Here is a 14,433-nt window from a genome sequence, read left to right as displayed (position 1 = left end):
CAGATTTTTATGTTCAAAAATTAACATTTGAACTTACTCGTACACTCCATTTGGAGCAGTCAAATGACTATGTCTTATATTTTCATATTCGAGTTGTCCAAGGATGTTTACTTGAGGTTGCATTATAACCGGGTAATTAGTACTCCAAGGTTCATCCTCAATAAATAAGTCTACCGCAAGAGCACCAACACCAACAATGGTAAGAGCTCCACCCACGACAGCTCCACACGGTTCTGCAATAAGACAAGCAGCTCCACCAATAGTAGCACCTGCTCCTACACTATCAAAAGTTATATCAAAACCATTAAGATCGAGATATGTTGTAGGCCTATAGTATGGTGTGCCATTGGATCCAAATGCTTGAGGTAAAGTTTCCCAATTGTTGTTATATAGGGATTCTTGTTGAATCACCAAAGGATGATCATCATTAACCAAGCTGATGTTACTTTTTGAAACCTGTTTTCCAAGTCTTTCTCCGGTTAAACCATAAAAACCGCCTTCGTAAATGCCAGAATCCGCTGAGTGGGCTTCAAACAAAACCAGCATCGCTGTATTTTCTGCCCCATCATAGACGAATACATCACCGAAATGTGTATCTGGATTAAGCAACCAATCTACAAGAAAGTCCTGCCATCCGGCTCCTATCATTTTATCTCTCAATGTTATGTTTTCATCTGCTTCGTATCCAAAATAATCTCTAATCTCATCTTCTGAAAGATGTCCAGTCGGATCCGTGTATCGTAAAGTGTTATTGAGTACGTAACTGTAGCGATTGAAGCTTTGTGGGTTGGCGGGGTCTGGTACAATGGTATCTGCACTGGCAAAGCGGTTAAGAGTTGACCACTTATATATACCCAGATTCATGAAACCATAGCGGCACAGAGCTAGGTGCCTCCTATGCGTAGAATTGTTGTTCACACCAAACAACTACATTCACGCCATAGGAGGCACAATATGTTGGACGAAATCACCCGCTTTGTCAACTGGGTTCGCCGCCGCAACCCCCAGGCACACACCTGGCAAGATTACCGCTGTGACCTACAGCAGTTTGTCACCGTCGTCGGCGACAAACCCCCAGCCGAAATTCAAATCACCGACATTGACGACTTCATCAACGAACAAAACAAGCGTGGCCTGCACCCGGCCACCATCAACCGCCGTCTGGCGGCTGTTACATCGCTCTACACCTTCCTGCAAGCTGAAGAGCCTGAGCTACTTTGCCCGGTGCTGCCGCAACGTCACAGCCTGCGGACACCCCGTCGCCTGCCTCGTGCAGTGCCAGAGACAGATTTACACGCCTTTTTTGAGGTCATCGAAGCTGTGCGCGACCAAGCCATCTTTCTGCTCATGTTAAGGTGCGGTCTCCGCATCTCCGAGGTAGCAGGTTTGCAGCTGCAAGATTTGTACCTGAACGAAGCCCAGCCCCGGCTACAAATCATGGGCAAGAACAGCAAAGAGCGGTCGGTTTACCTCTCCAATCAAGCTGAGACTGCCCTGCGACGGTATTTGGACGAACGGGCTGAAGTTGCCTGCGGAGCCGTTTTCCTCAACTACCGCCACCAGCCCCTGGCTCCCATCGGCATCCAAAAGCGGCTAGAGCGGTACCGTCAACTGGCTGGAATTCACATCACAGCCCACCAGCTACGTCACAACTTCGCCAACGACCTTGTTTGTGCCGACGTCCCCGTTACCAGCATTCAGCAGCTCATGGGTCATGCCTGGATTGCCACCACCGAAACCTACCTGGCAGCTAACAACCCCAAGGTGAAGGCAGATTTCTACGCCGCTGTCGAGCAACTGGTGGGGTGGCAGCATGGCTAAGAAGCAGAAACAAGCCCAAACTGCTGCCGAGCGGTACGACCGAGCCCTGCACAAGGGCAACAAGATTTCACCTGTACCAGATGGTTGTCCTGTGCCGCAACCAACGGCCGTTTGGCCAGCAGAAAACGTCACGCTGCTAGAAAAATACCGCACCTGGCTAGCGGCTGGCGGTGTGGCTCAATCCGTCATTGAGCAGCACCGCATCCCCATGGCCGTGCCGTGACAGGGTAAAACTCACGCTTCCACTCCCCGTTGCGGAGCGGTCTTCGGCAAGCACAAAACCTCACCCGGCTGCGGCTTGGCCTCTGGCCGCGTCGCCTTTCCTCAATTACCCACTACCACGCCACGCCCGTCAACTTCACATCACAATCTGTCACCTGCTCGCGCAACCAATACGCTGCAGAAGAAAATCGCCAATCGGCCGCCTCATGCACCAGCCCTTTGCGGCGCGGATTGTCGTGCAAGTAATCAAACTTCGTCCGCCAAAACGCCTCCGACCAAATAGCCACCGGATGTTTGCTCTGCTGCCAGAACTGGTTGGCACGATCCTTACGGCGTGGTGAACCAATCACCTGCCCGAAAACAGCAGGCATTTTCTCATGACAATAGTTGGCCAACTGCCGCCCAGTGTACTGCCGCATCGCCGTCACTGTTTTATTCAGACGCGCATTATCAAAATCGGCGTCAAAGACAATTAAGTGAACATGGGTGGGTATGATAACAAAGGCATTGATACGTAAACTTTTGTGCTGGTGGCAGTAGTTGAGGCTTTCGGTGAAAATGAAGCACGGCTCGGCGGCTACGAATACAGGTAGCCAATAGACCACCGTAAAGGTGAGATAGTAAACACCTGCCCCCTCCTGGATTCTGGCCGTTTCCATGTAACCGATTTTAGTGGGGGTCAGGAAAAAAGGCCAAGCTTCTTAGTTTTGCCACCCTCAAACAGACCAGAAAAGTGGCACGGCGAAGACGCCCGGCCACAGCCCGCGATTTAGAAGACCTGCCCGCAGCAGGGGCAGGGGCGCGAGTGTGAAGACCTGTCCAGAGCAGGGAGATCATAACTGGCAAGACCTGGCAGTCAACCAATCTTGAATTAAATCACTATTCGTATTTAGCAGAAATATGCCAGTTACCTCATCATTAGTAGATGCCGCAATTACCTCCCCATCTGGCGACCAAGTGACATCTTCAAATTCGTATCCAAACACAAAAGGCTTTGTTATACATTGACCGTCAACTGAAATTGCCCATAGTTCATTAAAGGTTCCACTTGTGAGAAATAGCAACTCATTTCCGCTGCCCCCCCAACTAATTTGGCTTATATTCATTTGACTTTCATATATCTTTTGTGCTTCACCTTGGCTTAAATTCATTACGAGAACGTGTGTAACAGGTGAACCATCTGATATCAAAATGGCTACTTCTTGGCCGCTAGGGGACACTGCAACCTCGGATATTCCCCATCCTTTCTCTGTGCGCCACACGGTCTGATATGTTTGGGTTTCAGTGTCAAACAAGGATAAATGGCTTATTCTATTGACAAGTATTTCATTCTTGTTTGGAATCCAATCGGCATTTTTACCATCCAACTTGATAATGATATTTCCGCTTGAATCGATAGCACCTAATTTATAATCTTCCCCGAACTCATCAATCGAAAAATACATAACTAAATCTAAATTAGGATGCCATACAGGATGCCCGCTCCAATATGAAAAAGCTTCATCACTAATTTGGTTTAGATTATTTGATGTTGAATCCCAAACATAGACTTCGCTGGGGCTTCGTCCAACATTTATCCCACTTAGTGGTAAAGCTGGAGATGTCCCAACTATTTGTAAATTATTTGGTAACCACTCCAGTTCGGCAAGAGCAATCTCAGTCCTAAAAAAACTTACACCTTCCGGCAAGTTCCTGATGCTACCCTGACAGCCTGCAACAACCAAAAGGGAAAAAATAAACCAAGTCAAAAAATATTTTCTGTTGTTCATAATTTTTTAGGGAAATGCCCCCCCAGTATAGGGAGCCCAGGGTAAGGCTCCTACAACTGGATGGTATGGATAATTTTTTCGAAATTTTCTTACATTTTGAGGGGTATTCCATGGAGAATCCAATTCACCCGCTCTTTGTGTTAATGGATGTTGATATAGCATCCGCATATATCCTTCATCTCCTTCTGTTAAACCACTATTATAGTCCGAAATAAGGGCATTGAATTCTTCTACAAGCTGATACTCATAGTAATATGCTTCCACTTCTCCATACAAAGAGAAGGCATTCCAAAAACCCTGAACTGCATGTATAGCTTCATGGGCAAACGTAGCTAGACCATCAAGCTCCCAGTTTGATGGATCAAATGGATCACTCAAAATCATTTCAGGCCTAAGATACATAGTTTCACCTATAAAATTGGCTTCACTATTGAGGGCGTCATTTATATTTATCTCGGCTCCAACAACCATATCCGCTGAGATCGCACCCGGCACAAAAATAGTGCCGCCGACCACAATTCTTAGACCCCCTTCGCCAGCAGCAGCATCAGCTGCCCAAAAAGCATCAACAATTTGAGCCCCAGTTTCTGTAAGCTCTAAAATTGATAAAGCATCATTTACCCATGTTTCGCAATCGGCTGTTGTGATTCCAGCCGCCTCTCCAGCACTGCCAATTTGACAAGTAAAGTGTCCTGTGGGGTCAATGCTATTAATAGGGCGATTTTCCACATAACTGTATCTATTATAGCTTTGCGGGTTGGCCGGATCGGGTACAATCGTATCCGGTGTGAGCATGCGGTATATATAAGGCACGTAAAACCGCGCATTCATGTATATCAGCCCAATGTCGTTGCCTCCACTGTTGTTACCCAGATGCCCCGTGTACCCTCGGTCTGTATAATCACCCGTCGGCGCATATCTATACCCCCCAAAGGGATAGTAAAACGCCCGAGAATCCAACACCCGGTTCGCCGTGCCGTCATCCTTCAAATGGCTCAACGTACTCGTGCTGCCCAAATGGTCAGAGTGTATCGCATACATCTCGCTACTCACTTCCAGACCATCCTCCAATGTCCGAACCCGCAAAAAGACCGCATGTCCAACGATGGAATAGGTTGTCCGCTGCACAATCACCTCAGGTTGGCTAGTCGGTGGTGGGCTGGTTGGCGTCGGCGTTGGCGACCCGGTGCTGGTTGGTGTCGGCGTAGGTCCCACACTCGTCGCTGTTGGCGTTGGCGTGGGCGACTGTGTCGCTGTCGCTGTTGGCGTATTCGTGGGCGTTGCCGTTGGCCCACCACTGCCAGAGACCGAGACATTGTCAAACGTTCCTGTTGCTAGCGTCGTGGTGCTGTTGCCCGTCACCGCCATGCCAATGTAAATCGTCGTCCCCATTGTAATCGTCCGCGTCTGCATCACCGTCCAGCTACTGCCATCATTCGACCGTGACAGGGTAAAGGTGTTGCCACTCCGCTCAATCCGCAGCCATTCAGGCGCACCCTGAGAATGTCCCTGCACATCGGTGGTGCTGCCACCCGTCGTGGCTCTGTCCAGCACCCGGATGCGGGTACCCTGCACCACGGCTGAGACATGGGCTGAATTATCAGCCAGGCTCTCCCGCATCATCAGGCCCGCTCTGGGGGCGCTGCCGCCACCGGTTAGGGAAGCCACATTGGCCGTAATCGTGCCGTCGCCAGATAAACTCTGGTAAACATAGTGGAAAGCATCCACCGTACCGGCAATGTTAGCTCCCGCCCCATCTAATGTAAAGGTCCCACTCGTTTCATCGGCCGAGCCAGTCACCCCCACAGTGCCAATGTCGGCACTCACCCACGGGGATTGCACCGGACCAACCATAGGTGCGGCTACGGGCGCAGCTTGTACCCCCGGCACCAGGAAGACGCTGTTGGCCAACAAGCCCACCAAACTCACCAGAGAGATGACCTTGCCTACCAGCAAGCGGTGTCGCCGCCAGCGCAGCTGTAGCCACACCCGGTTCTGGGGAATGCTGGCTAGATGAACCGCCCCCACGGGCAGGAGCAGGCCAAAGAGACCCACCAGGGTCATCGTCAACAGGTCGCTGTCAGCTTGGCGACTGAGACCCCCAACCGCTACAGAGCTGCTGGCGACCCCACTGCCACCCTCGGCTAACAGGATGCTGCCTGTGGTGCCGGGCAGGCTAGCGGACATCAGGCCGGAGATTTCCGATGAATCCAACGCACGAGGGATAATTCGCACTTCGTCAATCTGCCCATCCCAAAATCCCTGAGTTGTGTTGTCAGCACGGGCCCCAATCTTAAACAGATGGGATTGACCAATCTGTTGGGGTACGTTGCTGGTTGTGCTGTCGGCCAGCGTGCCGTCAAAGTACAGCTCTAGGGCCTCGCCGGGTCGGTATACGGCCGTGACGTGAACCCATTGATCATCGTATTCGCTAAAGAAGTTGTTGTAGATGAGCTCGGTCAAATTGCCTTCGTCATCATAGACGCCAAAGGCGAAATGGTCGGTATTGCCCCAGGTATCGCCCAAGAACCAACCTCGTCGCTGGCTGCTGTCGCTGTGCCAATCATAGGTGCTGACAATCAGACGCCCCAGCCCCGTTGGTGCTGTTTCCGGCTTTACCCAGGCACTCACCGTCATGCCCCCAACGACATCTACTGAGCCTGGATAAGATACATAATCATTAACGCCATCAAAATCCAGTGCCTGACCATGATATCCGGTGGCCCACTGCGGCCCCTGGCGGGTGCCGTCATACTGGTTGAAAGAGCTGTCACCAACCGTTGCCCCACTGCCTTCGTCAAAGGTCCAATGGTAGCCTTCTGAGGTAACTTCCTCTTCGTAGCCTGGGAACGGCGTATAGATAATGGTGCCATCCGGCTCGATGGTTCGGACCCGCTGGCCGGAGGCATCATAATAAAAAGTAGTAACCCCTACGCCATCTTTGTTGACCACCGTCAACCTGTTTTCGACATCAAAGAGCTGAGTATAATCTCCGCTCTCATCATTCCGGCTAATCATGTTGCCGTTGGCATCATAGCCAAATGTATGGGTAATAACGCCACCAACCACAATCTCCTCAACTGCATGAAGATGGCTACTGCTGTAGGAATAATCAAGGGTGTTGCTGCCATCAAGGTCGTCAATGCGGTCGGTTAAATTGCCTAATATGTCGTATTCATAGGTGAATTCGTAATTTGGCACATTGGTGGCATCGCCAAAACCCTCTGCTGTCTCCAGGCGGTACAGATTATCGTAGGTGAAGTTTTGGGTATCGGAGCCATCATTTTTAGTGGCGGCTTCGATGGAGAGAATGTTGCCCACATTGTCGTAAGTGTAGGTGAAATCCGGACGATTGTCGCCCGTGTCAGGCGTCGTTGTCGTTTCCGTGCCGTTAATGATGTTCTTCAGCCGGAAGTTTTCAACTGCGTCATAATATTCAAAATCGGTATCCAGGTTCCAGGTGTGCATCCGGTCGAGGTATTCCAGCTGCCCCCTTGCATTATATTTAACGGCCCCGACCATTGCAGAGCTGTCCAGGTTGGATTGCAAGGTATCCACACCCTCATGATCGTAGGTCATGGTGAGCGTTTCCCCATTGGGATACTGTACTTGCAAGGGGCGATGTAGGACGTCGAAGCTGAGGGTTTGCATGGTGAAGATACGGCCGTTGATCATCCGGTCCTGCTGCTCCATGCGACCCAAAGAATCGTAGGTGAACACGTCGTTGTTGAGGTCAGGATTGGAGCCCCACTCAACCGTCTCAATTTGCCCGATTCCTGGGGCAGTGTCTACGTAGCTGTAGCTAGCCAGGTGGAAACTGCCGTTGGTAGGGGCACTGGTAATGTCAGGACAAACATCGTCCCCAGGCGAGCTGTCTACAATGCGTCGCGTCAGGCGGCTTAGCTCATCGTAATAGAAACAGAGGGCGTTGCCAGCCTCATCCTTCTGGCGAATGAGGTTGCCGACGGCATCATATTCATAGAACCATTGCCCCATATCTGGGTCTATCATTCTCTCTTTGCGACCAAAGTCGTCGTAGCTCATTTCAATTTCCCGCAGCGGGTTGCCTGGATTTGAATTGGTTGGGCCACTGGTTTTGACAAGCTCAAGATTACCTTGTAAATCGTATGTGTAACGGGTGTCTGCATACCAATTATTGGTTTCGGTTAACTCCCGTACCAGCACCAGCTCCCCTCTGGCATTAGAGTAGCGACGAATACCCTGACCATTGGCATCTATTGTTTGCACTCTGCTCAACACGGTGAAGCTATCTACAGTAATTGTGTCGTAGATATCGTAGCTATTGGTCGTGGTGGAGCCATCTGGGGCGGTGATGACTAACGGCCGTCCCAGAGCATCGTAAGTGGTGGCGGTGTGGTCTTTGCTGGTGCAGGCTGCAGTCTGGAAGTTGTTATTAGGCCAGGTTGCCTGGGCATCTGAGATGTCATAGGGAACCGTGGCACAGCTTACCTGTCCCAGCGCATTGTATGCCGTTGTGGTGACAATGGTGCGGCGTCCCGTGATGTCATCAACCTCAACGGAATATTCTTGTTCCTGGATGGGGCGTCCAAAACCATCATAGTAGGTCATATGCTTCATCACATATTCGCCTGAAGAGGTGTATACATTTGGACGGGTGTGTACGGAGATACCAAAAGGCTTATTGGTTGGCGATGAGGGATTTCCCCAAATTTGACTGCCGTCGTTCCAGCTATTGTCCCAATAACGGTAGCGCATGGCTGGATCGCCATCCCACCTGTCCAAGTCGTCTAAGTCCTGTGTGTCTCCATCTTCATATACCTGGTATAGACGGCCAAATGGGTCGTATTCATAGGTGGTTTCCAAATCGCTGGGGTCTCTTACCACTGCTAGCAAGCCAGGCTGAAGCTGGAAGCCAGCGAGTGAAACCAGCGTGTTGTTGACATCCTTGAAACCATACACGTCGAATTCCGTTTCATGCCCTAAATCATTTTCCACACTGACTGGGTAAAGATTGTAATCTGCGTCGTAGTCAATGGTGGTGGTACGGCCGTCTGTTGGCAATATGTTGACTAACTCTGACCAGCTACTGTTGAATGTTCGGTATCCATAATCGCTGTATGTTGTTGTTTTCCAAACGTTGCCAAACCCATCTGCTGGATTCATTTCCATTTCGGTGTCAATGGTTCTCCGAGCGTAAGTACAGCCACTTCCGCCACCACCAGGCACATCACTACAGTTAATCGTTTCCATAGACCGTGTACGTGTAACAAAGCCCTGAGTCGGCGGTGTGGTATGGTTTGCGCTGCCGTCGTAAAAAATCCATTGACCAGTTTTTTCAGTCCAAGAGTCACCTTCATACAGTGCTTCTGCCGCCAACTTGTTGACAAACCAATCTGTTGTATTCGGGTAGAACCAGCGCCGGGTTGTGCGGTAGGGTGTGCTAGCAGTCGCACCATCATATTCCTTGATATGAGTCAGGTTGCCATATTGCGCCCCCCCTTGATTGCCAGTCTGGTACTCGTATTCAACTTTGGTAGAGATAGAAGGCGAACCGCCATTATAAAACTGTTCGTTTGTCGTTTGGCTTGTATAGGTAAAGAAGTTACTAATTCCCCCGATAGATTCGCTGACATAAGTATGTTTCGCCTGGCTTATCAATGTTGAGCCGTTACTTTGAAAGAGATCAATTTGCAAGGGTCTTCCAATAGCCGGATGTTGGGTATAATCCGATCCTGGATTAACAACTTGCTCAAACTCTGTTAGCTTCACATTCACCGGATTGCCACTATAATCATTCGTGGTGACCGTCGTTTTATGGAAGCCGACAATATTTCCGTAAACTGGCGAATCCGACGTTTTACAATGAATGGGATTCTGATAACTGCCAACAAAATTTCCGTCAGTTTGTCCATAACAGGGTCTATCGTATGAATACTCCGTTACAATGTCTGGATTGATGCCATCGTTGCTAGTAACGGCCGTAACCACATAGTTAAAGCCAATGCTGGGGAAGGTGTAATTGTTATACCCATGATATTCATATGACCCAACAACCCGATTGTCTCGCTCGTAAGTAAATTCTACAGATCCACCATACCCATTCTCGTATCCAGTAAGATAGGAAAAATAGAAACAGCCCACATTTTCAGAACTCCCCTTATGGCGATATGGCGTATAGGTAAATGTTGTTGGCGGCAAAGCATACCCAGGATCGTTATCTGCAGGATTTCCATTGATATCTACCCAACGGCGGATTTCAGTGACAACATGGGTGTTACTTCTGCGAGGTTCATTGGGCTGTAGATCCTGATTGATACAACCGGGACTATCAACAGCACGATTCTCGCTTTTGATGCGGTATTCAGATGTCGGATTACTGCTATTACCATGAAAAACATAAATGCTAGTGATTGGATTACTGTTATAAGTGCCCCCTGTATCCCCACTGCTTGCCCGAAACTCTATCCTGGAGCCAGGTGTGCTGGTCAACTGAGCAACGGTATGGTCAATTGTGCCAGTGACGCGATCAGGATAGTTATATTCGATTGCGTAAATGCGGGAGGAGCGCGTTGTTAGGGTGAAGCTTGTCAGTTCATCATCGTTGTTCGAATCGAAATACTCAATATTTTCATTTATCGTGCGCGTGTTGTAAGTGTAGGTCATCTGGTTACCGAACGGATCGGTCACCGTATCCACATGCCAAGCAATGGCAGATTTGTTATTGACATCACCTTCGTGTCCATCAATTTGAATATAGGCCCCATTTGTAACCGATTGGAACTCCTGCGCTTCATCGGTATAGCCCAGGCGATATTGTGTGCCATCCGGCATGTGAACAACCCAATACAATCCATCAGTGCTCAGGGAGCTATCATAGTGTCGTGTAATCCTTATGCCTGGCGCATCTTTGACCTGCCATATTCCAGGCGTAGTTGATCCCAGCATTTCATAGCCAGTTCCATTGAGCGTTAGCCGAAATTTTTCCTGATGATGCGTATATGGGTTTGCCCCATTGAACTTTAGCTCAACACCAACACGAACAATGCTCGTTTCAGCCAATGACCAGCCAGTACCAATAGGCCCAACTTCGGCATCTCTAATTAAGCCATCAATCGCCCGACTGCTATATGAAAGGGCCACACCGGGCTGCATCCCGTTACGGCCAGGGGGGACTTCAATAGGATAGCTAAACGTAGCCGCTCCACTAAACTCCGAAATAGCCGGTGGTGTCCAGGTTGGGTTCCATCTTTCAGGACGTACGCCAGCTGCCCAGCTAGAAAAATGCAACACATCTGCACTGATAAGACCATCTTCCTGGTAAACGGTAATTGGGACTTCATGCCAGAGATTGGGATTCTCTTCATCCTGGTAGGCCAGATAGAAGTTACTGTAAACAGGGTTCAGCTCTTTGGTCAGCGCCCGTAAGTCCACAACAATGCGTACCGGTTTCTCGAAATCTGAAACCACATCTGCTTTAGCGGTGGTGACAATATCCAACTGGAAACGAATGAGGTCTTGATTGCCAACCGGATTGGAAATGGTATTGGTTGCTGTGATGGTTAGCGTTGGCTCTTTGGCATCGTCCTCTGAACTGCTAAGCACAGGCTTAGGCACATCTGCCTCGGTAAATTCCAGGGAGACACCTTCATCAAAGGTCTTTTCTTCCACAAAGACCCCGATCCGTTCGTTGCCAATCGTTACCAAACTGTCTTTGTTTTCATCGAAGGTGGTGGCGGCTTTAGTATCTAATTCTGCATCTAAGGTGCTCACTTCGGCATCTACCGGGGCAAAGTCGCGCATTTCGTCGGCATCTGCTGGTGGCTGATAGGCCATTGCAGGCGGCACAACTTTGACGGGTTCGGTTTCTTCGTTGGCAATGTCTGTTTGGGCGATTACTGAAGCAAGGGAAGTGAACTGAAGCAGAAAAAATACTAAGAGCAGGTAGCTGGAAGCACGAACACAAAGACGAGCAAAACGACGCATGGGAACCCTCCTGAAAGCGTTCTTGTGAAGGTGGAAAATTTTTGAAAAGTGAATCTTACAATACGAAGTTGATGCAATGCTGGCTAGAGAGTTTGAAAGCCATTCAGGGCGACAAGACCTGAAAAACCTGTGCCAACTTTACTTTGGAGGGGGTCTTTACAGAAGTGTAACTATGCCACAATGGTGGGTGACAAATGTCATGTTCAGGGAAATGACCGGTTCAACGATGGAGCGAAACGGCCGTCTCCGTCTAGCTGCGCCGCTGTAACAGCCACAGGCAGGTAAGCGCACCAGTCATATCAATGGCCACATCCACCAGCGTGCCGTTGCGGCCAGGGATGAAGGTTTGGTGGAATTCATCGCTGAGGGCGTACAGGAATACGATGAGGAAGGTGGTGAGATACGGCCGTTGCCAATCCAGCACCGCCCGAAACGCCAACAACGCCAGCACCGCGTAGGCCAAAAAATGCCCTAGCTTCTTCACTCCTAAATCCCACAGTCCAAAATCCGGTAAATCCGCAGAGGGTTGGTGCGAGGCAAAAAAAATGACCCCCATCGCTAATAGCAACGGCAGCCATCGTCCCCACCAGGTTTCCCTTTTGGACAAAATCCACCTTTTCAAGTTGCCTCCCGCTTGAAAAAGCAAAAAAGTTTTGCTGTTCGCCTCTTCTGAATAGCCATCTGCGATTTGCTTACCACCACATACGTTCTTTGCCCATCTGGTAAATCGTCCAAAAAACAAAGACGGCAATGCCAATCGGCACCAAAAAGCGAATGGCGGTGATGCCACCAACAAACATAATTGCGCCTAAAAAGAGAATGGTTCCCACTACAATGAGCCGCAGCTTGATTGGGTCTATGCTGGTTTGTGCTTGGGATTTTGATCGAACGCGCTGGGCACGGCGACAGCTATTCATACTGCCAATTCGCATTACATCGCCGCTAAGCTTCCACTGGCAGCCACAGGCTTGGCATTGGTAACAAACGCGAGCGGGCTGCCCGGTTTCTACATCGGTTCGCTTTAGAATTTGCCCGCCACAATGGTCGCAATCGTAGCCGCTATCGTCCCAGGTGGTTTCGGTTTCTATCATCTACTCATTCTCGCCTGTTGCCATCATCTGTCAATCTATGTTAGTTGATTCAGATGAATACGCCAAGCAAGTTTGCGATGATTCAGGGCAAATCCAAAGAAACACTCATTCTTGTTTGATCCGTTCGCACGTTTCTAGCAGCAGATTGTAGTTGCTGTTGTGGCTCACGTAGATAAAACCGCCGCACATTTCACAATTGGTCTGGTATTCCATCGCAGAGCCAGCTACTTGTTCCCACGGCTCTAGCTGATGACCATGAATGGAGGCCCAGGCTTCTGCTTCGCACATTTGGCGTTCCAGGGCATCGGCTTGTTCCTGGTGGGCGGTTTCATCATGGTCGGTGGCGGCTTCTACCAGGGCGCGCACGGCCGTTCCCATCACCAAATTTTCGGGTACACCGTTGGGTAAGCCTTCCACCTTGTGCAGCAAATGCTGCAAGACAACGCCAATTTCCCGGCGGGTGGCCTCATCATAACGTGGTACCAGTGACCCTTCTTCCAGCAGGCCAATGAGGTAACGGATGGACATTTTTAGATGCTTTAGTTCAGTTTCTGCGGACTTTGACATACTTCTGCCTCTTGTTTGTTTACCCTAAAGGGATTGAATACCCCGCCACTTGTGGCGAAAAGATTCCTTATTAAGTATTTGATACCCTGCTGCTTTCGGCGGGGTAGTTCATTAATTTTTGTAGCTTCATTTTGGCATGAGACGGCCGTATTCACCAGAGGAAGTTTGTACCGTTAGCAGGTTAGCGGGCTTACAAATTGTTGAATTGGGTACGGAGCATGTCTCGTTCGGCCGTTTTGCGGGCAATTTTGCGCTCTAACTCTTCTGCCATTTCTGCCAGCAAGTCCCGTCCTTCCCGCTGTGCCAGCTTCACTTTCAATGCCAAATCTACCATCGAGCGATTGGGCAAATTTTGCAGCTCATTGTCCAGGCTGCGTAAGCGACGGCGACACCGCTCAATCTCCTCCTGAAGCGCCTGGGCCATCTCCTTATCTGGTGGCTGTTCAGTTTGCCGTTGGCTTTGGTGTGCTTCCAACTCTTCTGCCAGGGCCATTAGCTCCACCATGCTTTGCGCCTGGTAAGCATCGTTAATCGCCGCCATTTTGTCGGTGCGATATTGGCGGTCGGCTTCGTCCAGGGCCAGGTCTGGGTGGAATTGGCGGGCCAGTTGACGATACATCTTCTTGAGCTGGGCCTGGGTAGCGGCTGGTGGCGGGGGTGGTGGTTTGGAAACGGCCGTTTCCGACGACTGCTGCCACGTTTGCCGAAACTGCTCCTCCACCGGATCAAAGGCAGCGTCTGAGTTGGCAAATGATTGCTGGTGGCGCATCAGCTTGATGCGTGTGAGGTAGCTGTCCACTTCGGATTCCAGCGTTGCCAACTGATCCAGAAGCTGCCCCACATGTGCCTCAAAGCGAAACTCAAATGCCTGCACATCCTCAAGCTGGCTGTTCAGCTCCGCTTCCGCCTCAGCCAATTCACGGCGCACCTCATCCAGTTCCTGACGGAGCCGCTTCACTTTTTCGGCAGTAGATTCTGAAAAGGGAGCCATCTTTCAA

10 protein-coding genes are annotated in these 14,433 nt (G+C 50.0%); 2 read left to right on the top strand and 8 right to left on the bottom strand.

Going from position 1 to position 14,433, the window contains the following annotated elements; translation table 11 throughout:
• Window positions 1-33 precede the first annotated feature (33 nt).
• Window positions 34-864, bottom strand: coding sequence for a hypothetical protein (locus tag ACOQPM_RS02700; RefSeq protein ID WP_420627686.1), 831 nt, complete (start codon window positions 862-864; stop codon window positions 34-36).
• A gap of 90 nt (window positions 865-954) precedes the next feature.
• Between ACOQPM_RS02700 and ACOQPM_RS02695 the strand changes: the two genes are divergently transcribed.
• Complete coding sequence (locus tag ACOQPM_RS02695; protein WP_420627685.1) at window positions 955-1,821, top strand: tyrosine-type recombinase/integrase; 867 nt, start codon at window positions 955-957, stop codon at window positions 1,819-1,821.
• The gene (locus tag ACOQPM_RS02690; RefSeq protein ID WP_420627684.1) at window positions 1,814-2,044 is read left to right on the top strand and encodes a hypothetical protein; all 231 of its coding nucleotides are present in this window, start codon (window positions 1,814-1,816) and stop codon (window positions 2,042-2,044) included. Before ACOQPM_RS02695 ends, ACOQPM_RS02690 begins: the two co-directional genes overlap by 8 nt.
• Window positions 2,045-2,156: 112 nt before the next feature.
• Here ACOQPM_RS02690 and ACOQPM_RS02685 read toward each other — a convergent pair whose 3' ends face one another.
• The 7 genes from ACOQPM_RS02685 to ACOQPM_RS02655 all read right to left on the bottom strand — a co-directional run bounded on the left by ACOQPM_RS02685 (window position 2,157) and on the right by ACOQPM_RS02655 (window position 14,426).
• Window positions 2,157-2,702: an REP-associated tyrosine transposase gene (locus tag ACOQPM_RS02685; protein ID WP_420627683.1), complete on the bottom strand. Its 546-nt coding sequence runs from the start codon at window positions 2,700-2,702 to the stop codon at window positions 2,157-2,159.
• Between the two features lie 174 nt (window positions 2,703-2,876).
• Window positions 2,877-3,812 (bottom strand): TolB family protein, encoded by a 936-nt coding sequence (locus tag ACOQPM_RS02680; protein ID WP_420627682.1) that lies wholly within the window; start codon window positions 3,810-3,812, stop codon window positions 2,877-2,879.
• 6 nt (window positions 3,813-3,818) lie between these two features.
• Window positions 3,819-11,777, bottom strand: coding sequence for a LamG-like jellyroll fold domain-containing protein (locus ACOQPM_RS02675; protein ID WP_420627681.1), 7,959 nt, complete (start codon window positions 11,775-11,777; stop codon window positions 3,819-3,821).
• 250 nt (window positions 11,778-12,027) lie between these two features.
• The gene (locus tag ACOQPM_RS02670) at window positions 12,028-12,399 is read right to left on the bottom strand and encodes a VanZ family protein (protein ID WP_420627680.1); all 372 of its coding nucleotides are present in this window, start codon (window positions 12,397-12,399) and stop codon (window positions 12,028-12,030) included.
• 70 nt (window positions 12,400-12,469) lie between these two features.
• A complete protein-coding gene (locus ACOQPM_RS02665) occupies window positions 12,470-12,868 on the bottom strand; it encodes a hypothetical protein (RefSeq protein WP_420627679.1) in 399 nt (132 codons plus the stop codon).
• Window positions 12,869-12,973: 105 nt separating this feature from the next.
• Window positions 12,974-13,435: a hypothetical protein gene (locus tag ACOQPM_RS02660; RefSeq protein WP_420627678.1), complete on the bottom strand. Its 462-nt coding sequence runs from the start codon at window positions 13,433-13,435 to the stop codon at window positions 12,974-12,976.
• Between the two features lie 190 nt (window positions 13,436-13,625).
• The gene (locus tag ACOQPM_RS02655) at window positions 13,626-14,426 is read right to left on the bottom strand and encodes a DnaJ domain-containing protein (RefSeq protein WP_420627677.1); all 801 of its coding nucleotides are present in this window, start codon (window positions 14,424-14,426) and stop codon (window positions 13,626-13,628) included.
• Window positions 14,427-14,433 lie beyond the last annotated feature (7 nt).

Origin of the sequence: Candidatus Leptofilum sp. (assembly GCF_965223525.1) — a bacterium.
Taxonomy (GTDB): domain Bacteria; phylum Chloroflexota; class Anaerolineae; order Promineifilales; family Promineifilaceae; genus Leptofilum.
The sequence above is the reverse complement of the archived record's forward strand: the minus strand, read 5'-3'. Positions and strand labels throughout refer to the sequence as shown.